The organism is Pseudomonas sp. HMSC076A11 (genome assembly GCF_001810205.1).
GTDB classification, from domain to species: domain Bacteria; phylum Pseudomonadota; class Gammaproteobacteria; order Pseudomonadales; family Pseudomonadaceae; genus Pseudomonas; species Pseudomonas aeruginosa.
Map to the genome: position 1 here is coordinate 10850 of NZ_KV800245.1, position 23809 is coordinate 34658.

General features: G+C 63.2%; 20 protein-coding genes. 2 read left to right on the forward strand and 18 right to left on the reverse strand.

What is annotated here, in order from left to right; translation table 11 throughout:
- Positions 1-224: 224 nt before the first annotated feature.
- Positions 225-8738, forward strand: a complete 8514-nt coding sequence (locus tag HMPREF2716_RS00045; RefSeq protein WP_070621770.1) for a GH36-type glycosyl hydrolase domain-containing protein — start codon at positions 225-227, stop codon at positions 8736-8738.
- 211 nt (positions 8739-8949) lie between these two features.
- Here HMPREF2716_RS00045 and HMPREF2716_RS00050 read toward each other — a convergent pair whose 3' ends face one another.
- From HMPREF2716_RS00050 to HMPREF2716_RS00080, 7 genes are all read right to left on the reverse strand, one after another.
- Positions 8950-9300 carry a type II toxin-antitoxin system RelE/ParE family toxin gene (locus HMPREF2716_RS00050; protein WP_016264194.1) on the reverse strand — a complete coding sequence of 117 codons (351 nt, stop codon included), beginning with the start codon at positions 9298-9300 and terminating at the stop codon, positions 8950-8952.
- Between the two features lie 3 nt (positions 9301-9303).
- A complete protein-coding gene (locus HMPREF2716_RS00055; protein ID WP_003086148.1) occupies positions 9304-9576 on the reverse strand; it encodes a type II toxin-antitoxin system ParD family antitoxin in 273 nt (90 codons plus the stop codon).
- Between the two features lie 488 nt (positions 9577-10064).
- Positions 10065-11576 (reverse strand): conjugal transfer protein TraG N-terminal domain-containing protein, encoded by a 1512-nt coding sequence (locus tag HMPREF2716_RS00060; RefSeq protein WP_016264195.1) that lies wholly within the window; start codon positions 11574-11576, stop codon positions 10065-10067.
- Complete coding sequence (locus tag HMPREF2716_RS00065) at positions 11573-11926, reverse strand: hypothetical protein (RefSeq protein WP_058163957.1); 354 nt, start codon at positions 11924-11926, stop codon at positions 11573-11575. Before HMPREF2716_RS00065 ends, HMPREF2716_RS00060 begins: the two co-directional genes overlap by 4 nt.
- Positions 11926-13308: an integrating conjugative element protein gene (locus HMPREF2716_RS00070; protein WP_003159687.1), complete on the reverse strand. Its 1383-nt coding sequence runs from the start codon at positions 13306-13308 to the stop codon at positions 11926-11928. The genes HMPREF2716_RS00065 and HMPREF2716_RS00070 overlap by 1 nt, the downstream gene beginning before the upstream one ends.
- A gap of 17 nt (positions 13309-13325) precedes the next feature.
- Positions 13326-14264, reverse strand: a complete 939-nt coding sequence (locus tag HMPREF2716_RS00075; protein WP_016264197.1) for a TIGR03756 family integrating conjugative element protein — start codon at positions 14262-14264, stop codon at positions 13326-13328.
- On the reverse strand, positions 14264-14695 hold the full coding sequence (locus tag HMPREF2716_RS00080) for a TIGR03757 family integrating conjugative element protein (RefSeq protein WP_083318178.1): 432 nt from the start codon (positions 14693-14695) through the stop codon (positions 14264-14266). Before HMPREF2716_RS00080 ends, HMPREF2716_RS00075 begins: the two co-directional genes overlap by 1 nt.
- Positions 14696-14903: 208 nt before the next feature.
- Here HMPREF2716_RS00080 and HMPREF2716_RS00085 point away from each other — a divergent pair, with 208 nt between their 5' ends.
- Entirely contained in the window at positions 14904-15122 is a 219-nt protein-coding gene (locus tag HMPREF2716_RS00085) for a hypothetical protein (protein WP_016264198.1), read from the forward strand.
- Here the strand turns inward: HMPREF2716_RS00085 and HMPREF2716_RS00090 are convergent.
- From HMPREF2716_RS00090 to HMPREF2716_RS00140, 11 genes are read right to left on the reverse strand one after another with little or no spacing between them, the layout of a single operon-like run.
- A complete protein-coding gene (locus HMPREF2716_RS00090; RefSeq protein WP_011666760.1) occupies positions 15119-15778 on the reverse strand; it encodes a DsbA family protein in 660 nt (219 codons plus the stop codon). The genes HMPREF2716_RS00085 and HMPREF2716_RS00090 overlap by 4 nt on opposite strands.
- Positions 15775-16059, reverse strand: coding sequence for a hypothetical protein (locus HMPREF2716_RS00095; RefSeq protein WP_003086159.1), 285 nt, complete (start codon positions 16057-16059; stop codon positions 15775-15777). The genes HMPREF2716_RS00090 and HMPREF2716_RS00095 overlap by 4 nt, the downstream gene beginning before the upstream one ends.
- Positions 16056-18998, reverse strand: coding sequence for a conjugative transfer ATPase (locus HMPREF2716_RS00100; RefSeq protein ID WP_083318179.1), 2943 nt, complete (start codon positions 18996-18998; stop codon positions 16056-16058). Before HMPREF2716_RS00100 ends, HMPREF2716_RS00095 begins: the two co-directional genes overlap by 4 nt.
- On the reverse strand, positions 18998-19441 hold the full coding sequence (locus HMPREF2716_RS00105; protein ID WP_017001414.1) for a TIGR03751 family conjugal transfer lipoprotein: 444 nt from the start codon (positions 19439-19441) through the stop codon (positions 18998-19000). The genes HMPREF2716_RS00100 and HMPREF2716_RS00105 overlap by 1 nt, the downstream gene beginning before the upstream one ends.
- Entirely contained in the window at positions 19419-20924 is a 1506-nt protein-coding gene (locus tag HMPREF2716_RS00110; protein ID WP_070621766.1) for a TIGR03752 family integrating conjugative element protein, read from the reverse strand. Before HMPREF2716_RS00110 ends, HMPREF2716_RS00105 begins: the two co-directional genes overlap by 23 nt.
- Positions 20908-21792 (reverse strand): TIGR03749 family integrating conjugative element protein, encoded by an 885-nt coding sequence (locus HMPREF2716_RS00115; protein WP_058198050.1) that lies wholly within the window; start codon positions 21790-21792, stop codon positions 20908-20910. Before HMPREF2716_RS00115 ends, HMPREF2716_RS00110 begins: the two co-directional genes overlap by 17 nt.
- On the reverse strand, positions 21789-22448 hold the full coding sequence (locus tag HMPREF2716_RS00120; protein WP_003086164.1) for a PFL_4703 family integrating conjugative element protein: 660 nt from the start codon (positions 22446-22448) through the stop codon (positions 21789-21791). The genes HMPREF2716_RS00115 and HMPREF2716_RS00120 overlap by 4 nt, the downstream gene beginning before the upstream one ends.
- Positions 22445-22831, reverse strand: coding sequence for a TIGR03750 family conjugal transfer protein (locus tag HMPREF2716_RS00125; protein ID WP_023084764.1), 387 nt, complete (start codon positions 22829-22831; stop codon positions 22445-22447). Before HMPREF2716_RS00125 ends, HMPREF2716_RS00120 begins: the two co-directional genes overlap by 4 nt.
- Positions 22832-22841: 10 nt before the next feature.
- Entirely contained in the window at positions 22842-23198 is a 357-nt protein-coding gene (locus tag HMPREF2716_RS00130) for a TIGR03745 family integrating conjugative element membrane protein (protein ID WP_023084763.1), read from the reverse strand.
- A 17-nt stretch (positions 23199-23215) separates the two neighbouring features.
- Entirely contained in the window at positions 23216-23455 is a 240-nt protein-coding gene (locus HMPREF2716_RS00135) for a TIGR03758 family integrating conjugative element protein (RefSeq protein WP_003123360.1), read from the reverse strand.
- Positions 23452-23790 carry an integrative conjugative element protein, RAQPRD family gene (locus tag HMPREF2716_RS00140; protein ID WP_016561610.1) on the reverse strand — a complete coding sequence of 113 codons (339 nt, stop codon included), beginning with the start codon at positions 23788-23790 and terminating at the stop codon, positions 23452-23454. Before HMPREF2716_RS00140 ends, HMPREF2716_RS00135 begins: the two co-directional genes overlap by 4 nt.
- Between the last annotated feature and the right edge of the window lie 19 nt (positions 23791-23809).

Below are 23809 nucleotides of genomic sequence, written 5' to 3' on the forward strand. Positions count from 1 at the left end.
ACTCTGTTGCCGCCGTATCCTCCGGCTGCACTGCCGGTCTGGCTTGCCAGCGAATGGGCGTGGCTGGGCGAACGCGGACGGGCGGTCGCGTGTCTTTCTCGGCAGTGCTATGCCGGGACCCGTGCATGGGTCTTGATGCTCCTGCCAAAACATTTCCGTTGAGCCTTCATTCAGAACAGGTGCCTGGCGCACCTGGAGTGGGCTTCGCGAGGACCTCGTCGAGGGTGGCAGATCTGCTTGGCCGACTCTGCTGGCGGCGCACCTCCCCGCCGTGGAACGACCGGGCTCCGGTACGCGAGGAACTGTTCGGCGTCGAACGCCTCGAGCATCACGGAGAAAGCCTGGCCGCAGCCCAGCCGGTCACCGCGCGTCCTCCCATCGTCCGCCCCCTGCGCAGGCGTCTTGCTGACAACGCGGCGGCGCTGCTGACGGCATACCGGGCCAGCGCCAGCGAACTGGAGCAAGGACGCAGGGTGGTGCCCGCTGCTGAATGGCTGCTGGACAATTACCATGTGGTGGAAGAGCAGATCCGCGAGATCCGCGACGACCTGCCTCCCGGCTATTACCGGCAGTTGCCCAAGCTCGCGTCGGGCCCCTTTGCTGGCTACCCGAGGGTCTTCGGGTTGGCATGGGCTTTCGTCGCGCATACCGACAGCCATCTCGATCTCGAGTTGTTGCGGCGTTTCATCGCCGCCTACCAGCGTGTCCAACCGCTGAGCATCGGGGAACTATGGGCGGTGGCGATCACCTTGCGCATCGTCCTTGTCGAGAACCTGCGGCGCCTGGTGGACCAAATCGGCCAGGGAAGGGCCGAGCGGGCCGAAGCCGATGCCCTGGCAGATGCCCTCCTGACGCCCGGCTGCGCCGCCTCGGCGCTGGCAACGGACATCGCCCGACGCTCGCCGGCAGCCTTGTCGGAAATCTTCGCCGCCCAGTTGGCCAGGCGCCTGCGCGATCAGGACCCGAAGACAAATCCAGCGCTCAACTGGCTGGACGAGCGGCTCCAACAGCAAGGCAGTTCGGTGGAGCAGGCGGTGCAGCACGCGCAGCAGCGGCAGGGCGCCTCGAACGTCAGCGTGCGTAACGTCATTACCAGCATGCGCCTGATCTCTGCCATCGACTGGGCGAAACTGTTCGAAAGCGTGAGCCTGGTTGATGCCCGCTTGGATGCGGACGGCTCCTTCGGCAGGATGGACTTCCCCACCCGGAACCTCTATCGCAGCGCCATCGAGCAACTGGCCCGCAGTGCTCCGCTCAGCGAACTGGCCATCGCCGAACAGGTGCTGGCGAAGGCACGCTCCACCGCAGCACCCGGCATACTGGGCGAACACTGGAGCGAGCCGGGCTACCACTTGATCGGCGGCGGACGTCGCGCGTTCGAAGCCCACATCGGCTTCCGGTCGCCGCCGTCATTGTGGCTCGGTCGTCTCGGCGGACGTCTGGGGATCCTCGGCTATGTCGGCGCAACGCTGCTGCTCAGCGGGCTTCTGCTCGGCGTGACCGTCTACGTCCTGCAGGTGCCAGGGCTGGGAGACGGTGGGTGGCAGTGGCTGGCGCTGGTAGGTGCTCTGTTCGTTCCGTTCAGCGAGGCCGCGGTGGCGTTGGTCAACCGTGCGGTAACCGGTGGAGTGGGAGCCGCCATCCTACCGGGACTGGAACTGGCCGATGGAATACCGGAGGAGCTTCGGACCCTGGTCGTGGTGCCGACCCTGCTGGGCGGCGAAGCAGAGCTGCTGGAGCAGATCGAGCAACTGGAGGTGCATTATCTGACCGGCACTCGCGGCGATCTCAGCTTCGCCCTCCTGGCCGATGGCATTGATGCGCGACAGTCCGTGCTCGAGCGCGACGTTCGGCTGCTGAAACTGGGCGCCGCAGCGATCGAACGGCTCAACCGGCGCCATGCTCCGGCCCCCGGCGGGCCGCGTTTCCTACTGCTGTACCGGCAGCGCCGGTTCAATCCGCAAGAACGGCGCTGGATAGGCTGGGAGCGCAAGCGTGGCAAGCTACATGAGCTGAACCGCCTCTTGCGGGGCGCGACCGACACCAGCTTCGCCAACCTCGGCGAGTCAGGACCGACGGTGCCTTCCGGGGTGCGGTTCGTCATTACCCTGGATGCTGACACACGTCTGCCACGCGAGACGTTGCGGCGTTTGATCGGCAAGATGGCCCACCCCTTGAACCAGCCGCTGTTCGAGGCGGCGACTCAGCGCGTAGTTAGTGGCTACGCTATCCTCCAGCCCCGGGTTACGCCGGCACTGCCGCTTGGCCGAGAAGGCTCGCTTTATCAGCGGGTGTTCTCCGGACCGGGTGGAATGGATCCATATGCAGCCGCAGTCTCGGATGTCTACCAGGACCTGTTCGGCGAAGGATCTTACACTGGCAAGGGTATCTACGATGTAGATGCCTTTGAAGCCGCCATGGCCGGCCGCATCGGTGAAAACAGCGTTCTCAGTCATGATTTGTTCGAGGGCATATTCGCCCGTGCAGGACTGGCTTCCGATGTGGAGGTGGTTGAGGAAGCGCCGGCGCGCTTCGATGTTGTCGCTCAACGCTTGCATCGCTGGACGCGCGGTGACTGGCAACTGCTGCCGTGGATCATCGGTCATTGGCGCGGTGAGTGGGCAGTGCCGTGGGTCGGCCGCAGCAAGATGCTCGACAACCTGCGCCGTTCGCTGCTTGCGCCTTCCGCCGCGCTCGCGCTGCTGTTTTCCTGGCTGCTGCCGATGCCGCAGGCGTTGTTCGGTAGCCTGCTACTGGTTGGGAGCCTGGCACTCCCGGCCTGTCTGCCGGTGTGCCTGGGACTGTGGCCACGGCGTCGCGGTATCGGCCTGCGCCATCACTTCAGCGCCTGGGCCGCCGAACTTCGGCGCGCTCTGTTACAGACGCTGCTGTCCCTGGCTTTTCTGGCCGATCAGGCTTGGCGCATGGGCGATGCGATCGTGCGGACGCTGCTGCGGATGTTCGTCACTCGGCGCAATCTGCTCGAGTGGACCACCTCCGCGCAGTCGGTGGGGAAACCGCGTCCCGGGTTGGCTATCAGCTATCTACAGATGGTTGGCGGTACCTCCCTGATACTTGGCGCGGCGGCACTGGTGCTGTATTTGCAGCCGTCCTCCCTGGCTCTGGGCGTACCCTTCATGCTGCTCTGGGCACTGGCGCCGGCCTTGGCGGTATACAGCAGTCGAGTGCCGCGGCCGTCGAAGCGCAAGGTCCTGGCGCCGGAGGAGGCATTGGGGCTGCGTTTGATCGCGCGACAGACTTGGCGATTCTTCGAAACCTTTGTCGGCGCCGAGGACAACCGGCTACCGCCGGACAATTTCCAGGACCAGCCAAGGCCCGTAGTGGCACACCGTACCTCGCCGACCAACATCGGCCTCTATCTGCTTTCTGCGGTCGCCGCTCGCGACTTCGGCTGGGCGGGCACGCAGGAAACCCTTGAGCGCCTGGAGGCGACCCTGGCGGCCATGCAGCGCCTATCGCGCCATCGGGGGCATTTCTTCAACTGGTACGGCACGCTCGACCTGCATGTGCTTGAGCCGGCCTATGTGTCCTCGGTCGACAGCGGCAACCTGGCCGGCCATCTGGTCGCCTTGGCCAATGCATGCGAAGAGTGGCTCGACGAGCCGCTGTCGCCGGCTTGGCGCAACGGGTTGGGCGATACGGTGGCGCTGGTGCGGCAAGGGCTCGATGGGCTTCCCCGTGGCGCCGGACATTGGCGGCGACTACGTACGACCGTGGAAGAGATCCAGGCGCAGATCGATGGTCCGCAGTCCGCCGAGACGGGCTTGGCAGGATTGCGGCGGCTCGCGGAGAAAGCCGTGAGAGATGCCGTGACATCGGCCCCCCGGGGAGTGGATGCAGTTTCTGATGAGCTTCTGTTCTGGCTCGACGCACTGAGGAACTCCGTGGTCGAACACCAGCGTGACCGCCTGCTTTCCGCTGCGCCGTTGCTGGAGGCTCGCGTGCGGAGCGTGGCGAAGCAGGCCCGGGCCTTTGTCGCCGGGATGGATTTCGCGTTCCTCTTCAATACCGAGCGTGACCTGTTTTCTATCGGTTATTCCCTGGCCGACAACAGCCTGGACAGCAGTTGCTACGACCTGTTGGCCTCGGAGGCGCGCCTGGCCAGCCTGATAGCCATCGCCAAAGGCGATGTCCCTACCCGCCACTGGTTCCGCCTGGGTCGTACGGCGACACCGGTGGGGACGGCATCGGCGCTGATATCTTGGTCTGGCTCGATGTTCGAATATCTCATGCCATCGCTGGTCATGCGGGCGCCCGTCGGCAGCCTGCTGGAACAGAGCAATCACCTGGTGGTGGAGGTGCAGCAGGCCTACGGGCGGAAGAAAGGTGTTCCCTGGGGCATCTCGGAGTCGGCCTTCAACGCGCGGGACCTGGAGTTCACCTACCAGTACTCGAACTTCGGTGTGCCAGGGCTGGGGCTTAAGCGCGGTCTGGCCGAGAACCTGGTGGTGGCGCCGTATGCCACGGGGTTGGCGGCGATGATCAAGCCGCGTGCGGCGTTGTTTAACTACGCGCGCCTGGCCGAACTGGGTGCGCGCGGGCGCTACGGCTTCTACGAAGCGCTGGACTTCACGCCGTCGCGGCTGCCCGACGCGACGGCGGTGGCGCTCGTCCACAGCTATATGGCCCATCACCAGGGCATGAGCATCGTGGCGATCGCCAACGCCCTCGATGAGGGGCGGATGCGCACTCGCTTCCATCGCGAGCCGATGGTCCGTGCGGTTGAGCTGCTGCTCCAGGAGCGCATTCCCTCCGATGTCTTTCTGGCGCATCCGCGCGCTGAGGAAGTGCGCGTCTCGTCATACGAGGCCGGCATAGAAGCCTCGACGCTGCGGCGCGTAGCGTTGACGCCGGGCGAGTCACCGGTTACCCACCTGCTTTCCAACGGTCGCTATTCAGTAATGCTGTCCGCTTCGGGCGCTGGCTACAGTCGCTGGCGCGACATCGCCGTGACCCGGTGGCGAGAAGATCCGACGCGCGACGACTGGGGCTACTATGTCCTCCTGCGCGACGTTCATGACGGTCGCACATGGGCGGCCACTACTCAGCCGAGCGGGCAGGCACCGGCCAACGGAGAGATCCTCTTCGACGAAGACCGGGCGGAATTCAGCCGCCACGACGGTAGTCTGAGCAGCGTGCTAGAAGTCTTGGTCTCGGGCGAGGACGACGGCGAGGTGCGGCGCATTACCCTGGTCAACAACGGTCGTCGTTCACAGGAGATCGAACTGACTTCCTACGCCGAGCTGGTCCTCGCGCCGGCTGCCGCTGACGATGCCCATCCGGCGTTCTCCAAGCTCTTCGTGCAGACCGAATACGTCGCCGAGTACGCAGCCCTAGTGGCTACCCGGCGTTTGCGCTCCGGCACCGAGACGCCGGTTTGGGCCGCACATTTCGCGGTGGTGGAGGGCGCCCTGACCGCGCCTGTCGAATACGAGTCCGACCGTGCCCGCTTCCTTGGCCGCGGAAGGACCTTACGCGATGTCTTGGCGGACCTGCGGCGGCCGCTATCCGGCAGCGCCGGCACGGTGCTCGACCCGGTTTTCTCGCTGCGCCGGCGATTGCGTATCGCGCCTGGGGAAATGGCGAGGGTGTCCTTCTGGATTGTGGTCGCTGAGACCCGCGAGGCGCTCTTCGACCTGATCGACAAACACCACGAGCGCAGCGGCTTCGACCGCGCCAGGACTCTGGCCTGGACCCAGGCGCAGGTACAATTGCGTGATCTCGATATCGCCCCCGGAGAGGCCGCCGATTTCCAGCGCCTGGCGGCGCCGCTGCTATATGCCGACGCACGTTACCGTGCGCCACCCGAGTCGATCCGGCACGGTTCAGGGCCTCAGTCCGGGCTCTGGCCCCTGGGGATATCCGGAGACCTGCCGATCCTGCTTCTGCGACTTGACGACAGCGACGACGTTGAACAATTGCGGCAGATCCTGAGGGCTCACCAATACTGGCGGACGAAAGGCCTGGAGGTGGACCTGGCAGTCGTCAATGAGCGCGCTTCGTCCTACATCCAGGATCTCCAGGTAGCGATCGAGACCGCCGTGCGCAGCAGCCCGTCGCGTACCCGTGAGGGCGACGGCGCGGCGCGGCGCGGCCAGGTGCACACCTTGCGCGCCGATCTTATGAGCCAGGAGGGCAGGGCACTGCTGCTGGCGGTCGCACGCGTGGTACTGCTCGCCCGGCGGGGGCCGATCGCCAGTCAACTGGCCGCCCTGTGTTCCTCCAGGCCTATACAGACTCCGGCTGCGACTGCTGGTACGGCGCGACTGGTGGCCAGCCACGTGGGGGGGGCGGATAAGACGAGCCTGGGTGAGGATCTCGAATTCTTCAATGGGCTAGGCGGCTTCGGCAGCCGCGGCCAGGAGTACGTGATTCTTCTGGAAAAGGGGGAAAGCACGCCAGCGCCATGGATCAATGTCATCGCCAATCCCCGGTTCGGCTTCCAGGTCTCGGCGGAGGGCAGTGGCTATACTTGGGCGGAGAACAGTCGCGAAAATCAACTGACGCCCTGGTCCAACGATCCGGTCGGCGATCCCTGCGTAGAAGCGTTCTACCTCCGCGACGAGGAAAGCCGGGCGCTGTGGAGCGTCACTGCGCGGCCGATTCGCGACGATGGGCTCTACAGCGCACGCCACGGATTCGGCTACAGCCGTTTCGGCCATCGCTGCCAAGGCATCGACATGGATCTGGTGCAATTTGTCGCGCTGGCGGACCCGATCAAGATTTCTCGTCTGGTGCTGCGCAACCTCTCCGGCAAGTCACGACGGCTGTCGTTCACCAGCTATGCGGAACCGGTTCTCGGCAGCGCCCGGGCGACATCGGCGGCCTTCATCGAGACCTGCCAGGATGTCGAAAGCGGAGTGCTGCTTGCGCGCAACCCTTGGAACGCAGCCTTCCCCGGGCGTGTCCTGTTCGCCGATCTGTGTGGCCGCCAAAGCAGTTGGAGCGGTGATCGCCGCGAATTCCTCGGGCCACTCGGCGCCCCCTCCGCGCCTGCGGCGTTGCTCGGCGAGCCGGGCCTTTCCGGACGCACGGGGGCTGGGCTCGATCCGTGTCTGGCGCAGCAGTGTTCGATCGAGCTGGCACCGGGGGAGGTGGTGGAAATCGTCGCATTGTTCGGCCAGGCGGACTCCCTGGCCCATGCCCGAGATCTGGTCACGCGATACCGCCGGATCGATCCGGCAGAGACACTGGCGGGTGTTGGTAGGCACTGGCGGACCTTGCTCGGAGCCGTTCAGGTGAGCAGCCCCGAGCGTTCGCTGGATATCCTGCTCAACGGCTGGCTGCTGTACCAGACCCTGGCCTGCCGCGTCTGGGCGCGCTCGGCGTTCTACCAGGCCAGCGGCGCCTATGGCTTCCGCGATCAGTTGCAGGATGGCATGGCGCTGACCCTGGCTGCTCCGGCGCTGACCCGCGAGCATCTTCTGCGCGCCGCCGGTCGGCAGTTCCGCGAGGGGGATGTGCAGCACTGGTGGCTGCCGCACTCGGGACAGGGGGTGAGGACGAGAATTTCCGACGACCGGGTCTGGCTGGCGTATGCCACCTCGCTGTATCTCGAGGCGACGGCCGACATCGGGATTCTCGACGAAGTCCTGCCGTTCATCGAAGGGCCGCCGCTGCAAGAGGGCGAGCAGGACGCCTTCTTCCAGCCAATGCCTTCGGATCAGTCCGCGTCGCTATTCGAGCACTGTGCACGAGGCCTGGACCAGTGTCTGGCTCTGACCGGTGAGTCGGGCTTGCCGCTGATCGGTTCCGGCGACTGGAACGACGGCATGAACCGCGTCGGTGCCGGCGGCACAGGAGAGAGCGTCTGGCTCGGCTGGTTGCTGCTGGATACTCTCGCGCGCTTCGATGGCTATGCTCGTTCGCGTGACCCTGAGCGAGCCCGGCACTGGCGCGAACATGCCGGGCGGTTGCGTCTGGCCATGGAGCGAGAGGCCTGGGACGGTCACTGGTATCGCCGAGCGACCTTCGATGACGGAACCTGGCTGGGTTCGAAGGATGGCGAAACCTGCCGCATCGACTCGATCGCACAGTCCTGGGCCGTTCTAGCGGGGGCCGACCCGCTGCGGGCGGGAATGGCAATGACCGCGTTGGAGAGGTACCTGCTACGTCCAGCCGATCGATTGGCGCTGCTGTTTACGCCCCCCTTCGACGAGAGGGGGGCGGATCCCGGCTATATCCGCGGCTACCCACCGGGCCTGCGGGAGAATGGCGGGCAATACAGCCACGCGGCCATGTGGGCGGTCCTGGCATTCGTCCGCCAGGGCAAAGGGGACAAGGCGGGGACATTGCTTTCCTTGCTCAATCCAATCAACCATGCGCTCACGCCGGAACAGGTGGAACGCTATCGAGTAGAACCCTACGTGCTGGCCGCCGATATCTACTCCGAGGTGCCGCATATCGGTCGTGGCGGCTGGACCTGGTATACCGGCTCCGCCGCCTGGATGTATCGCGCCGGACTCGAAGGTTTACTGGGAATTAGCCGGCAGGGTGCCTGGCTGCTGATTGATCCGTGCATTCCGGTGACATGGCCGGGCTTCGAGGTAAGCCTGGAGGTGGAGGGCGGCCACTACGAGATTCAAGTGGAGTCCGGAGAGGGGCGCAGCCGTGGCGTGCGCGAGGCTTTCCTCGACGGCCTCGAAGTGGAGTGTATCGATGGCCGAGTGCGGGTGCCTCTCGATTGTCAGCGACACCGCTTGCGACTGAGCCTTTAGAGCAGCTAAATGGTCGAAAGGACTAAATTTTAGTCAGAAAGGCGCAGATGAGATTGAGATGCTAGGTAAACCATAGGCTTGACTCGGAGCGAGTACGGACCTTTTCCGCCTTCCGGCAGGCCCTTTCGGATAGGGCTTTTACCCTTGTGAACCATTCCCTTCGCCCTTCAAGCCCATTCCCCTTTGGGCCATTTGCTCCTGCAGAGGCTGCTCATCGGTGGGGCAGGTGTCGATCCAGATCCATGGAGTCGTGAAGCACGCGAACCACCTCGAGCACCTGGTCTGTTGCCACCCGGTAGAAAACGAAGTGCCTGGGCCGAACAACCTTACCGACGTTGGGCATCGAGCGGCAGTAAACGAGGTGGATGCTGCGCAGGCCAGCTCCCAGTTCTTCACGGCTGATGCTGCCTACCTGTTGTGGGTCTGTCGCAACTGCTTCCAGCACCGCCCCTATGAGTGCCTGGTAACGTCGGCGCGCGGCATCGCCGAAGCGGTTGTGGGTGAAGCGCAGGATATCGACGATGTCCGCTTGGGCATCATGGGAGATGCGGTACTTGGCCATGCTTCAGTGGCTCGCCTGGTTGCCGAGCTCGTCGAGGTATTGGGCCAGGTCGTCGCTGGTGATCTCGTCGTACTCGCCGCGTTCCAGTTGCATCAGTCCACTGGATGTTGCGTTGCGGAGGGCTTCGAGCTTGGCGCTATTCTGGGCTTCCTGTTGCAGCAGCAGGCGCAAGCCTGCCCGGATGACTTCGCTGCGATTCTGATAGCGGCCGGTCTCCACCAGCTCGTTGATATCCTGCTCCAGCGGATCGGGAAGGACGACGTTTCGAGTTGCCATGAGGTGCTCCAGTCGGCAGATAGCTAGTGGCATAATATGCCATAAGACTTGCCAGATCATCTTTTTTGGCGTATAGGTGATAGCAGGATGCCTCCCTTTGGGAGCCAGGAGATTGATGATGAACGCGCACACCAACAAAGGTTTTGCCTCCCGGATCGGTTTTGGTCTGGGTATGCTTGTGCGTTCCTGCCTGCATGACCGCCGTCCAGCTCTACGTTGGGTTAAGCGAGTTAGCCTATTCTTGTTAGCGGCTCTTGTAGTGTCACAGAATTTTATGTGGCTTGCTGGGATATCAATGACTCTACTGTGTGTCTTTCTGGTGGGATTTGCCTTGGTTAAAGGGGACATCTCCGTCTCTAAAGGGTCTCCAAGTCGAGATGTCTCAACTATGACTTCACAAGCTGAAACTGAATCTGTAGCAGAGCTGTTAGACTATCAGGCAGCACACCATTACCGGGACTAGAACCCGGTAATGGATTTATACTTTCTCAAACTGCGTTTTTAACTCTATTTCCTGCTTCCTTGCCGGCGGCTTGAACTCCTTCAGTCCCTCTGCTCAATCCGTTCAGAACAGACCCTGCTTGAATTCCGGACCAGCCGATCGCGGTCATCCACAGTAGTGGTAAAACAATGAACATAGAACCCATAACGAAGTTCAGGATCGCATCTTGAGTAGCCGTATTCAGCCCCATGACTGGGTTGAGTGAAAGGTGTGGTGATCCCGAACCATAGAAGGCATCAAGTATCGTGCTGTCGATATATCTGGCCAACTGAAACCAGAAGTCGACGAACATCATCGCAAAGAAGACGACCGTCATCGTCATGGCAACTTTCAGTTGATAGGTGCCGATGACCAGGACCATCGGAATGCAGATGACCATTGCCATCTTCAGGAACGACATCACCATCGGCAGTGCCTGGCGGACCATATCCATCGCCGGGAAGTAGGCCAGGCTGCCCATTGCCACTCCGAGAGTGCCTCCGGCACGAGCCAGTCCATTCCAGACGGTTCCGCCTACCTGCCCACCGTAATCGGTGTAGACGTTGCCCTTGACCTGGCTGGAGGGGGAGATCACCTGGCGAATGACTGCCTCGGTTACCTCGTCCTGGTTCAGCCATTTCGCCCACTTGAGGAAGCTGGTCATCAGGTCCGGATCCACCTGGTCCTTGATCCGATCACGCAAGCCGATCCCTGAGTCAGCCCACCACTGCTTGCAGGTTGGGTAGCCGCCACCACCGCCCACCTGAGGCAGGCCGGCATCGCGGGTGGCGTTGTAGGGCCACGACTGACGGGGACTCTTCGAGTAGTCGGTGTCGTAGTACCCCGGGGTGTTCAACAGGAATCGGGAGCCGATCCAGTTCAGGTCTTGCAACGCCTTGTTGTCCTCGGCGACGGAGCCCAGGTCGGGTTGCCGCATGAACAGCCGCGCACGGGAAGGCCCGTAGCAGTCTCTGGAAAAATCAGCGATTTCTTGTGCCAGCAGCGGATTGTTCACGCGCGTGTTGTCCACTTCCATTCGCATCTGCCGCAGATCCGTGCCGCACGGAATGGCCGCGATGGCGCCGCTGGTGAAGCCCTTGGACAGGGCGTGCATCATCGCCCACCAGAGCGGCATCTGCGCACTCTTGCCGGCCAGGCTGCTGAAGGAGCTCGACCAGCCGGTGTCCGCCGGTGCCGGCAGATTGTATTGGCACTGCTGGGCGCGAGCCTGGTCGAACTCGATGGTGTCGAAGCTCACGTTGACGACCGGGATCCCCGCCAGGGCGACCACGATGTAGCCGACGTAGATGTGCGTCTCGATGCGGGCCAGAGACAGCACGCCCTTATTGCCCTCGTCGGCGCCTTCCCCGCGAACTTTCAGCCATTCGCGCATCACGATGGCCGCGAACGGCACCGCGAACAGGCCAGTATCCGAGATCATGTTCCAGATCCCGTTGTTGATGATCCAGCCGAGGAGGGTGAGGTAATACTCCAGGTAATCATTGGTCATGAAGGTCATGATGCGCCTCCAGTACGGAAGTACGCTTTGCTGAATTCGATGAGCAGGACCAGCAACAGCACCAGGATCTCGATCCGCCGAATGCGCTGCCGCTCATGCGCGCTCAGTTCCTTGCGCTGCTGCTGCTTGAGCCGGAACCAGGCGATGGCCAGGGCGCAGTACAGCAGCGCCCGCCAGGCGAACAAGCTCCAGTAGTTGCTTTGCCGCCAGGCCTCCAGGCCCTGGATGCCACCGAAGTGGTTCAGGGCGAAGAGGCTGAGCAGCGTACCGACCACTGCCAGTCCGATGACGATCAGCACTCCGACCAGTAGCTGACCGAGAAGCTTTCGGGTGGTGAGCGTATCTGCCATCACGGTCTCCCTCCCGACTTGCCGCCGGCGGCAGAGGGGGCCTGCAGGCGATCGAGGCGATCGGCATCGGGCGCCGACTCGAACACGCCACTGGACCCTGAGGCGCGTTGTTGCCCGCGCTCGATGACCCGCATGGGGGAATTGCTGGCCAACTCGCGACGGAGTTCCAGTTCGGTCTTGAGATTGGAGATCTCCTGCTGCAGGAGGCTGGTCTGCTGATCGACGGCTTGGGTGGCCAGGCCGTTGGCGGCGACGTTGGGCTCCTTGGCGCCGGCGAACATCAGGCGCTGCAGTAGCAGTGCCTTGCTGAGCACGTCCATCAGGGAGACATCGGACGCCAGGCGGCGCGCCAGGACGTCCTGGTCACGCTCGTCGCGCAGCGCCTCGATGACGCCGCGGGTAATTGGCAGAGCATCGGTGCCGGCCGCAGCCAGGTTCTCTGCAGTCAGTGGTTTGCTCTTCGACAGCAGCTCCTGCAGCGACTGGAGCTTCTTGTCGTAGGTCTCCTGGATCAGCGGGGTGAGGCCGACGCCAGCAGCCGTCACCGTCTTCTGGCAGCCTTCGCAGGTCTGTTGCTGTTGCTCCCCCAGTACCCGGGTGGCGAATGCGGCGGCCTCCTGGGGGGAGGACCAAGTGTTGCAGACCAGGCCGTTGTTGCAAGTGGCGGAAGGCACGCTCGACGAATCATTCACCGAGCGGCTGGTCAACAGGTTGTAGCCCGCCCGGGTCACGTCGTTGACGATGCGAATGGGCTTCTGGCCGGAGCCGCCGGCCTTGTCTCCACCGACCCAGGTTACGCCATCGTTGCCGCCCTTCTTCTCCACTGCTTCGAGGGCGGATACGGCGTCTTTCCCGCCAGAGGCCAGCGTGGCTCCCAGGGCCTGGCCTTCGGCGATTTTCCCCCAGCCGGTCTGCTCGCCAGCGATGTCGGCCATCTTCTCGGCGATCGCTCTGCAAGTCCCTTTCGAGCGATCGTAGTCGATCCGCGCCTGCAGGATGCCATTGGTGATCAGGTTGTAGAGCTGAGGGTTCGCGCGCTGGATGATCAACGCCGGCAGCGACATGACCGCGCCGGTCGCGTTCTGGATGACTGAGCCCATGATGTTCTGGAAACCCTGTGTGGCACCGTTGAGCTGGTTCTCCAGGGTGGTGCTCAGGTTCATGTTTCCGCACATCATGTCGTTGTTCCAGCCGAAGCCGACGCCGATCGAGTCCATCTGGCCGGCGCTGCCCATGCTCACCGCACTGCCGCCGCCAATGCTGTAGAGGACCTCGTCGCTGAGCACCGTGCCGGTCTTGGATACGTTGATCGGGTCGTCGGCCTGGGCAAGTTGCGCTGCGAGCAGCCACGTCAGCGCGACCGAGGTGATGTTCATTCGCATGATTCGTCTCCGTGTCCTTATTGGAAGTCGGTACTGCCGAGGAAGATCTGCCCCTTGCGCTGGCAGCAGGAGTAGGGACGCCAGAGCGCCCAGGCGTAATCGCCGTCGACGGCTTGCGTCTTCGGCCCAGAGTTGGGAAACACCGCGCAGTTGAGGCTCAGGGATGGGGTCAGCTCCTGCCATTTCCCGGTCGAGGCATCGCCCTCTTTCAGCTCGCCCGCCGGCCAGTAGCCGTCCTTGGGGGCTGCGCGCATGGGGAGGTAGACGTGGAGCTGGCCGATTCGCGTGGTGATATCGCCGGCGCGCTGGGCGATGACGGCTGCCGTCTTGTAGTCGTCGGTCTGGTGCAGGAAACCGCTGCGCGGATAGAGGTTCCCCCACATGTCGCCGGAGAAGATTCCACCCACCTCGCGCAGCCCTGGGACCAACGCTTCGGGGTACACCTGCTCGGGAATTCCATGCCGCCAGCCAATGGCGTCCAGTGTGCTGAGAAAGTACGGCACCAGCGGGAAGGTGGCGCCAGGGCAAACGTACCCAGAGGCGCTGGCGAACCGGCTGAACGTGGCGCCACCAGGATGGCCGATCACATCCGCTTCCTTGAAGCGGCCGATGCTGTTCTCGGCCTTGTAGTTTGTGGTCGCGTCATTGCCGGCCTGGGCGAGTGGATTCGGTGTACCCAGCGCCGATACCTCGGTCCAGGGGTTGCTCCCGGTATTCGCGTAGCTGGAGACGACTGCGTCAGGCACGTAGTGGCGGACCTTGACCGACGTCTTCACTTTGCAGCCATGCGGGCCGCAGAGCAGCCAGTAACAGATCCCGACGACCTTGTATTCGAGGCACTGAGGGGAAAGGGTGGAGGAGACGATGGCAGCGCTGTTGATCGCGGCCGAGGCCGTGAACGAGAGGCTGAAGGTGGCGGCCGCCGCTGCCAGGCGGCGGAGGTTGAGGCTGGTCATCAGCGCGACCTCCTGGCCTTGGCGATTAGCTCAAGAGCGCGCGAAACATCCGGTTCGCCGTAGACCACGTACTGCCTATCGACTACTACGGCAGGGATCTTCTCGACACCGAGACTCCACGCATCGGCGACGTCTTGTTGTGCCTTGACCAGCTCTGCCTGCAGGCGGCGCCCATCGGGGCTTTGTAGCAATCGCTTAAACGCCGCTTGAGCATGCTGTGGATCCTGGGGCAAGGCCGCAGTCAGTTGCTCCTCGAGGTGTTCCTGGGCGTCCAGAAGCAGAACGCGCGACGATCCGGTGGCAGAGACCGGATGAGCCTTGTCGGTGATGACCCAGGTTTCGGCCTGACTCGCGCTGCTCAGCAGTACCAGTAGTACGCCAACGGCCAGCGTTGGTGGCCGCCGGCCAGGGGGGGAGTGATGAAGAGGCATGGGTCTGTACCGGTTCTAGAAAGGTACAGACAGCAGACAGGATCACTTCCGATAGGGCAGCAGGAAATCATCAACTCGTAGGTGGTGTATTTTTTCGAACCGTGATCGAACGCTGCCACGTACATAAGTAGGGGTGACGCCTGCATGTCCTGGGTAGCATAATTCCTGTATGTAGCTGGCTAACTGATATTAAGGAGTGGTCGAAGTCATGGAGCGCTTGCTCGAGAGCATTTACATCAATGCTCGGCCGGCAATGGAGTTGAGGCTTAGCCTCACCAGCTCCGGCCACAAGAGAATGGTAAAGATTGTGGATGGGGAGGAGGTCGAGGTTCTGCCAGGTGAAGTGCAGGGCATCCTGGAGGCCCAAAAGAGGGATGTTGGAATCCTCGCCGATTTCTTAGCCAAGAGTCTCTTGGCGCGACGCTAGAGATCCTTGGCTAGCCAGTCTATCGCCGACAGCAACGTGGTCTCGTCGGCCATGCCTTCAAGCTTCACGCTTCGTCCCGTCTGGTTGTCCCGGATGACGAGGGTCGGGGTCGCTGTAATGCCCTTCGACCGTGCAATGTCGATGTCCAACTTGATATCTGAGTCAATAAGTTCGTTGTCTTTCGCACATTTCTCCAGTCGAGCCTGGTCCAGTTCAGGAAAGTCCAATGTGCCGCCAGGCAGCCCGCCCCCGTTGCCGGCCGACTGAGCGAAGATCGCATCGATAGCGCTCCAGAAGGCTTTGGCGCCGCCTTGGATCCCCGCGCACTCCACCAGGCGAGCCTGGTGGCGGGCCGCCTCGCCATGCATCTGCAGGGGAAGATGGCGCCAAACCAGGTTCACGTCCGGATGGCTGTCTACCCAGCGCTTAAGCCGCGGGGTGTAGACCTTGCAGAAGGGGCACTCCAGGTCGGCGTATTCATTGATCGTCCAGCGCGCTTTCGCATCGCCGTAGAGGCTGTGGTTGGCTGGCAGGCCCTTCACCAGAAGCTCTACCCCTACGGCGGATGCAGCCAGCAAGACCAGCAGCAGCCCCGCCCAGGGCAGGGCGGGACCTTGAAATCGTTTGGCTGCCCAGCCGCCCTTCAAGAGTCTCACGCTTGCCTCCGCTGTAGGATCTCCGCGCGGTCCACGGCCTCAATGAGCGCCTGTTGGGCCGTATCAGGCTGTGGATGTTGTTGCAGCCATTCATCCAAGAGCTGCTTTATCTGCGGGACGATATCCCGGCGATCGACTGCCCTCAGTTGAATCTGCTGCAGCTCCTCTATCAGTACAGGAGCGCATATCCTTAGCGTCTGCAGGGCATCCTCTTCGGGGTTCTGCAGGATCTGGGTCAGGTTGTCGATCAGGTTCTGGGTTAGCGAATTCAGAGCTCTCATTCGTCCTGGCACTCCACTGCCGGTTGGTCTGGGAAAACAATGGGGAAGGGTGGCAGGCCGCGCACCTTGTCGAGATCCGCTGCGACCTGCAAGGCCGCCTCGAGCTCGTCGTAGCCGGTGGCTTGCATGATGTTGTAGCGCTGGTTCTTTTCTTCGTTTTCGGTCATGGCCAGGGCCAGGTAGAGACTCGGGGGAACCACACGGACGAGGTATTCCTTGCCCTTGGCCAGGAGCACGCCCTCGGTGAACTTGCCGCTTTCCTTGCGGGCCGAGAGCATCATCGACTTCTGCGCCGGCGACAGCTCGCGGAACCTGGATATCTTCTCTACTTCGTCGGGGGGCATGTTCAGGCACAACCACCACTCGATCATGTTCAGCATCGGCGCCCCGGAGGCTGGGATGTCGTCGATGTTCTGGGTGGCGAGCCAGAACCAGGCGCCCAGTTTCCGCCACATCTTGGTGATCTTCATGGCGTAGGGCAGCAGCAGCGGGTGCTTGGTGATGATGTGCCCCTCATCGGTGATCTTGACGATTGGCCGGCCCTTGAACTGGTCGCGTTCGGCGATGTTGTTCACGGTGTTCAGCAGCGAGATGTAGGCGATCCCGAGCTGGGCGGCGTAGCCTTCGCGCGCGTACGTTGCGAAATCCACCACGGTAAGGTCGGCCTCAGGCCAGGGCGTGCCTTCGCGATTGAACATCTCGCCGTCGGCGCCCATGCAGAACATCTGCATGGCTTCCGCCATTTCGGCGATCCGCGCGCGGCGTTCTGGCGCGGTGCTATCGCTCCTGGAGGCCTCGTAGAGCGCATCGCGCACGTCCTGGGTCAGTACCGTGCGGTTCGCGGCGGCGCAGGTCCTGGCCGCCGCCAGGATCGCCTGGCGGACGGCGCTGCGATCGGCACGGGTCAGGCGCGCATCTTCCTTCTCTTCGCCACCGGTAATCATGAGGCGGGCGACGATCTCCATCTCGCCCAGGATGTCTCGCTGGTCGTCCTCGAGGTCGGCCTTGCTGCCCTGGACCGAGTCCGAGGCCTCGATGTCTTCGGCGTCCAGCACCTTCACTTGGTCGGGGCTCTCGACCAGCTTGATGGCGTCCGCGAACGGCGCCAGGCTGACGCCGGAGCCCGGGGCGAGGCGCACCCGGTGGACCGAGAGGCCAAACCGCTTGGCTAAGTCGGCCAGCAGGCCGAAGCTGTTGCCCGCTTCCGCGACGAACATCCGCGGCAGGTACATGGCGAGCATCTGGCAGATGAGGTTGGTCAGGGACGCCGACTTGCCGGAGCCAGTTGGCCCGAAGATGAAGCCGTGGGCATTCATCTGCCGGTCCAGCTTGTTGAACGGGTCGAAGGTCAACGGCGCGCCGCCACGGTTGAACAGCGTGAAGCCAGGGTGTCCGGTACCGGTGGTGCGCCCCCAGATGGGCGACAGGTTGGCGATGTGCTGAGCGAACATCATCTGGGTGTACCACTCCAGGGCTCGCTTCTCGTTTGGATCGAAGTTTGAGGGGAGCCAGCGCAGGTAGCTGTTCAGCGGTCCGACTTCGTTCTGCGGTTCGACCGGCACCAGGCCGGCGCCGAGCAGTACGTTGCTCACGGTGATGCAGCGTTCCTCCAACTGGGTATGGTCGCGGCCGCGCACGAACAGAGCGATCGCTCCGCGATAGAGCTTGTGCTCCCGGCCGATCAGGCGTCGAACGGTGGCCACGTCCTCGCGGGTGTGGATCGATGCCTGGGTGTCACCAACGGCCTTTTTCGAGAGCTGCTGTAGATGCCCTTCCAGCATGTCCTGCGGCGTCACGACCATGGTGATGCACAGCAGCGTGTCCTCGGGCATTCGATCGAACAGGGCGTTGAGGCCATCGCCTTTGAGCGTCTCGCCGGTGAAGTGGCCTGTCAGCGGCGCCTTGTTCAATTGGTCGACCACAATCACTCGGTGCGGCATGGCATCGAAGAGCCATACGCCCTGGGTGGCATCGGAAACAGGCTGCCGATAGAACAGGTTCTGGGAGAAGTCAGTGCCGTCGGCCAGTGGCAATTCATCCTGCAGGATCGGTTCGTCCGGACGGCATACCAGTTCGTAGAAGCGACGTAGGTCCGCCTCGGCCTGGCCGAGGTGATCCGGGTGCGGGTTGAACCAGCGGATCAACCAGTTCCTGATCTCCTGTCCGCCCATGCGCGAAGCGACGATGCCGGCGTTCGCCAGGCCGCCTTGGATACGCTCGCAGATGGATTTCAGGTACGCCGCCGGGTCCTGTCCGCGAATCTGCGCATCCGCATTGCGGATCCGGCGGTACACGACCATCCGCACGCGCCGCTGTTGTCCTCGCCAGGGCAGCTTGCTGACGGCGGTGTCGACGAACAGTCCGCCCGGCTTCGAAATGCCCTCCAGGTGATGCTTCATGAGCGCCAGGTACATCTCGCTGAAGGCCGATCCTCGCGCTCGAGGATGGACGTACTGCCTCAACTGCTCCTGGAAATTGTCCCAGCTGATCTCGTCCTGGGCGTAGAACTGGACAATCCAGGGTGAGGTTTCGTGCTCGTCGAAGGAGTTCTGCAGGGCTTCTTTCAATGCGTCCCGGGCGTTCTGCATCCAATTGGGATCGCGGCCCTCGGTGCCCAAGGGCACCAGTTCGAAGAATGCGGCGCGCGAACGCCCATCCTCTAGGAGCATCACTTGCTCGTCGGGCAGGTACTCAGCCCAGGGCAGCAGGTCTACGAACGATGGGTCGTGATCGTAGAGGCGTGACGCTTCAGCCTGCGTGGCGCCATTCTTGCTCCCGGTGTTGGGCAGAGGAATACCCATGGCGGCCAGTCGCGCCAGATAGCGCTCAGTCGCTTCTTCCGCGGCCGCTACGTCCAGCGCTCCTGAATCTTCGGGAGCGTCTGCCGGTACCGACTGAGGCTGTGTGCGACCGCGCAGAAGGGTTTGAAAAAAGCCCATCAATAGTCCTCCGTGCGTTCGCCCGGCATGGCGTACTGGACTCGCTGGTAGAAGGGGAACACGGTGGTGTATCCCGGTACCGGGGCGGGATCGCTGCCGGCCAGGTGCGGGAACACATACATCACCAGGTCGGGATTGGGCAGTCGTTTGAACTGGCTGTGGATCTCGTTGCTGGCCGTGCGGGTGTAGTCGGCCTGGTCATTCGCGGAGGCAGCCTGCTGCGGATCGATTGGGCGCCGCAGCGTTTGCCTGGCATCGAGGAGCAGCCGGCCACGGCTGTTGCCTATCGAGCTGGTCGCACCTCGCTCCCAGACGTCGAGCATGTTGGCCTCGCCGTGGGGCAGCATCTCCTCCTTGCTGGTGGAGCACGCTGCCAGGGTCAGCGCGCAGGCCAGGCCGGCGCAGAGACGAAGAAGGGGGTTAGTCCAAGTCTGCTGTTGCATGAGCGGCTCCAGAGCTGTAATCGACCTTGCGGCCCTTGAGTTCATAGTCGATCGCCAGTTGCTGATCGAGATGCACGGCGACCCGCGCACCTGGCTGCACGTAGACGGCGGCGAAGGCCTCCCCGTACAACTTGTTCATCCACTGCCGGATATCGCTGACGCCGCCGGAGAGGATGCTGTTGAGGGCCGAGTTGCTGTTGGTTCCGGTCGTCCCGAAGCTGGTGCCGTTGCCGCTGAAGACGGTACTGGTGTTGTTCTCGTCGGCGTCCAGGAGCTTGGCGATGCCGGCCCCGGCAGCCGTGAGTAGGCTCTGATTGCCCAGGTACTCCTTGGCATTGGATCGGCGATCACCGGCGATGCAGGGGATGCCGTAGGGGTCGCTGATCCAGCCGAGGCCGCCCTGGATGGTTTTCTGGTCGGCGCTGGCGGTCTGGTTGTTGTTGCTCTGGTTGTCATTCACCTCCTCGGCCGGCGCCGGGAAGGTGCGTACGGTCCCGTCGTTGAACACGAACGTGAGGCTGCGGATCTGCCCACGCACGCAGGAGAGTGTCCAGTCGCCCGAGGCGGTCCCGCTGGCTACCGCGCCGGCGACGTCCGGCAGCTCGATGCCGTTGGCGGTGAGGTTGTCCGGGCCGATGAGGATTTTGAACGGGTAAGGATCATTGACCGTCCCGTCGACTGGCACACGACCGATCAGCGCAGACATGGCCACCGAGCCCATGAGCGTCGAGTTCTGCGGCAGCGTGTAGGTCTTGCGGACGAGCTTGCGGTTTTCCAGGTCGGATCGCTGTTGGCCGACGGGGTGCAGCCCGTCATCGATCCGCTCCAGCGCGTTCTGTCCGCGATCGACCGCATGGCCGAAGGAGGTCGGGAAGCTGAATCCGCTCGGTTGGGTGGTGGAGCCGGCGGCCAGCGGCTGGCCATTGGCATCGACCGCGCGGGCGTCCTGGGGCTCGATCCAGACGATATCCGATGACGACGAGCCCGCTCCCTGAAAGTGCTGGCCATCCTCTGGTCGCACGCCGAATCCTACGGGCAGGTCGGTGTCGCCGGCCTCGGGAATGTGGGTTAAGTTCTCGAGCCGTTTCTGTACCTGATCGAGGATCTTCTGGCTACGGTTCTCCTGCTGTTGCTGCAGCTCCTGGGCGGTGTTGTTGAGCTTCTGCTCTATGTTCTGATCGATGTTGCGCAGGCGGCCCTGCAGGTTCTCATTGGCGGCTTTGAGCGAGTCATTCTCCTGGATCACCTTGCTGATCTGGTCCTTGAGCTGCCGGCTTTCCGCCACGATGGTGCGTAGTGTGTCGGCGGGCGTGTCGCCGTCGATGCCCAAGGTTGCGGCTTCTTCCGACGTTACCGTCGGGGTTGCGGCGCCTTGTGACTGCGCGCTTTCCTTCTTGCCCATCATGCTCACGCCGATCAGGATGGCGCCGATCACGACGGGGATGACCAGCAATTTCAGGAGGGGATTACCGGTCAGCGCCACGACGGCCTCCTTTGGGATCGATCTGGCTGATGGAGGAGGGCAGGAGCGCGTCGGCAAGGCCGCGGCCGCGCGTCACCAGATACACGGTAGTGGTGTCGGAAGCGTCGCCCCGGGCCCCCAAGTACGGGTGCTGGAAGGTCGCGGCGACGAAATTGCCCATCAGGTCCCTGGGATCCAGGGCCAGGTGCTGGGCGCTGGCGTTCTGCAGCTTCACCGCCGTGACGTAGTAGTCGTCCAGCCGCCAGGCGCCCAAGGCGGTAGCCGTGATGGGTAGGCTGGGGAGCAGGGTGGTCAGGTCGAGCTGTCGCTTGACGCGCACCTGACCGACGCCATCCACCGGTTCCACCGTGCGAAGCGGGGCATAGAGCATCTGTGCCGCATAGCGCGTCAGAACCACGGGGACGGGCGTTTCGCGCGGCACGGCCTTCGGTGCTTCTGCCTGCTCGGTCTGTTTCGCTGCTGCCGATGGCTGGGCTTCCCGGGGCTGGCCATAGTGCGGAGCCACGGGCTCGCCGGCGACGATCCTGACCGGCTCGCGCGGCTGTTGGTCGGCCGCAGCCTCGGTGGCGGCGATATCGATGAGCATCTGCTCGCCATTGGTCGCGTCCTGCAGGCGCAGGCGCGCTGGAGGAATCGGCTCGTTGGCGAGCAGGTAGAGTGCGCCGCCGGTACTCTGGACGCGCAGCTTGCCCTGCAGATCCCGAGGAACGCCAACTCGCACGTTTCTGTCGACAAAGACAATGCGTTCCTGGCCGACCGTCAATGGAATGGCCAACGGAATGCGCTCCCAGCGCAGAATCTCCATCGCGTGGGCCAGTGTGGGTAGGGCAAGCATTAGCAAGAGCGAGCCTGTCGACTTCCGGATCATAGACCTCCCTCCCGCTTGGTGGGGGCGGCCGGCTCCTCAAGCTCGATACGTTGAGGCGTGTCGGAGTAGCAGTCCCACTGCAGGCCGAAGGGATTGGTCTCCGGGTCGACGTCGGCGCGGATAACGTGCAACGGGTAGCGGGCCAGCGCCCGCTTGATCTTCTCGCCGGCGTAATACTCCGTGCTGTCCATGTCCAGGTTGACGGTCCAGTCATTGATCGAGTGCTGGATCACGCGGCCATTGCTCTCGCCAATGCCCCGACCGGGGATTTCCGAAGTGGTGCGCTCGCGTCCCCTGAGCTCGCCGGCGTTACGACGAAACTCGAAGTCTTTCTCCAGGAAGACTTTGCAGGAGGGAGTGAGGTAGGCGGCGTAGCGGAACAGGTTTCCCTTGTAGTCCACCTCGCCGTCCTTGGGCCAACGTTGCACCTGCTGGAAGATGTAGAGACCGAATGCATAGACACTCTCTGGCGGAATGTCCCACCACAACCGGGTGCTCCCTGAACGCAAGTCGGGCGGAATGTGGATCCAGAGGTCTTTGCGGGCTTCCCAGACGCAGTAGGCCAGCACCACGATGACCATGCACAAGAAGCCGGTGATGAACCGGAACGTGTTGATGTGAGCCTGCTGTTGCGCGGTGTGTTTTCTGAAACTCATGGGGACTCCGTACGTCGACTGGTCCATGCGCCGGAGCGCGTCACCAGGTGACGATTGCCGAAGACGGGAAAGCGCAGCGAGAGGGCCAGCTCCACCTGGCGGTAGAACCAGATATCGGGCCGCCCCCGCTTCATCCGCCGCAGGACGCGGCTGCCGATACCCAGGCCGAGGGCGCCGACCAGCAGCGCGCCCAGTGGAATGCAGGCAGCGTTACCTGCGACCAAGGCAGCCGGGATGCCAAGAACGAACCCGGCTGCTCCGCTGGTGAAGACCGTGATCCACATTTCGTCTGCGGTCAGGCCGCCGATGACCACCGGTTGCCGGTTCAAACGGGTCGGCAGGAAGCTGAGGGTTCCATCCTGAAACAGATGTTCTTCGGGCATGGGAAGGCCCTTACATGATGGTGGTGGCTTTGGTGACGAGATAAATGATCAAGATCAGCAGGCCGACACCTACGGCCACGCCCGCTCCGAGATCCGACCACTTCTTCTTCCCGTCATGGATGGCGTGATAGGTGCCGTAGGTATGCCAAGCGACCCCCAGAAAGACAGCCGCGCAGATGAGCAGCGCGAGGAGCATCGCTCCGTCATAGCCGAAGTTCTGGATGGTTTGCATGATGCCCGATCCCTCCCCACGGCTAGGTGCCTCGGGTTTGGGGAGTGCAGCCAAAGCGACACCGGGGAGCGCCAAAGAGATGGCAGCCAGGCTCCGGTAGAGGGCGGACAGTTTCTGGATGGTGAATTTCAGCATGAGTGTCTCCGTATGGGTCAGCTGAGGAGGAAGAAAGAGGTGATGCCGAGGAGGACCACGATCCGGATCGCGGAAGCGCCGGCGGTGGCACTGTCGAGGTTGTTGGTGGCCCAGCCGCGCCAGGTGCTGTACATCGCCCAGGCGGACCACAGCAGAAGGAAGGTCATAGCTGCTCCAATGAACAGCCCCTCGCCGGCCGATGGGGGAAAGCCAGCGGCGGCCTGGAACGCCGATGTCTGGGCTCCGCTCATGCTCACGGCATCGGCCCTCCGCGCAGGGTGTAATTCCCAGATAGGTCGGAAGGGTCACGCGGTTGGGCGCGGCTGGGCGTCATGTAGTCCTGCAGGCCTTGGCGGATGCGCTGCAGGTCAGCGGCCAGGCGTGAGTAGTCGAAGTAGAAGCGCTGTCCGGGCTCATCGGCGCCCTGGGCACTGCGGCGGGCTGTGTCCTCGAGGGCGTTGAGCTGCCGGATCATCACCTCCAGGTTCGCCTGCTCGGAGGCGCTCGCTGCGAAAGCTCCCTGTGCGACCAGCGCACTGCAGGCCAAGACGGCCAGGCAGCTTCGGCGAAGGGATGGATGTGGAGTGTTCACGGCGAATCTCTTGCAGATC

Excerpts from the sequence above, each read along its gene's own strand:
- HMPREF2716_RS00055 (WP_003086148.1), bottom strand. The coding sequence starts at position 9,576 with ATGGCAACTCGAAACGTCGTCCTTCCCGATCCGCTGGAGCAGGATATC.
- HMPREF2716_RS00115 (WP_058198050.1), bottom strand. The coding sequence starts at position 21,792 with ATGATCCGGAAGTCGACAGGCTCGCTCTTGCTAATGCTTGCCCTACCC.
- HMPREF2716_RS00080 (WP_083318178.1), bottom strand. The coding sequence starts at position 14,695 with ATGCCTCTTCATCACTCCCCCCCTGGCCGGCGGCCACCAACGCTGGCC.
- HMPREF2716_RS00070 (WP_003159687.1), bottom strand. The coding sequence starts at position 13,308 with ATGCGAATGAACATCACCTCGGTCGCGCTGACGTGGCTGCTCGCAGCG.
- HMPREF2716_RS00085 (WP_016264198.1), top strand. The coding sequence starts at position 14,904 with ATGGAGCGCTTGCTCGAGAGCATTTACATCAATGCTCGGCCGGCAATG.
- HMPREF2716_RS00075 (WP_016264197.1), bottom strand. The coding sequence starts at position 14,264 with ATGACCAGCCTCAACCTCCGCCGCCTGGCAGCGGCGGCCGCCACCTTC.
- HMPREF2716_RS00120 (WP_003086164.1), bottom strand. The coding sequence starts at position 22,448 with ATGAGTTTCAGAAAACACACCGCGCAACAGCAGGCTCACATCAACACG.
- HMPREF2716_RS00095 (WP_003086159.1), bottom strand. The coding sequence starts at position 16,059 with ATGAGAGCTCTGAATTCGCTAACCCAGAACCTGATCGACAACCTGACC.
- HMPREF2716_RS00125 (WP_023084764.1), bottom strand. The coding sequence starts at position 22,831 with ATGCCCGAAGAACATCTGTTTCAGGATGGAACCCTCAGCTTCCTGCCG.
- HMPREF2716_RS00060 (WP_016264195.1), bottom strand. The coding sequence starts at position 11,576 with ATGACCTTCATGACCAATGATTACCTGGAGTATTACCTCACCCTCCTC.
- HMPREF2716_RS00065 (WP_058163957.1), bottom strand. The coding sequence starts at position 11,926 with ATGGCAGATACGCTCACCACCCGAAAGCTTCTCGGTCAGCTACTGGTC.
- HMPREF2716_RS00105 (WP_017001414.1), bottom strand. The coding sequence starts at position 19,441 with ATGCAACAGCAGACTTGGACTAACCCCCTTCTTCGTCTCTGCGCCGGC.
- HMPREF2716_RS00130 (WP_023084763.1), bottom strand. The coding sequence starts at position 23,198 with ATGCTGAAATTCACCATCCAGAAACTGTCCGCCCTCTACCGGAGCCTG.
- HMPREF2716_RS00050 (WP_016264194.1), bottom strand. The coding sequence starts at position 9,300 with ATGGCCAAGTACCGCATCTCCCATGATGCCCAAGCGGACATCGTCGAT.
- HMPREF2716_RS00100 (WP_083318179.1), bottom strand. The coding sequence starts at position 18,998 with ATGGGCTTTTTTCAAACCCTTCTGCGCGGTCGCACACAGCCTCAGTCG.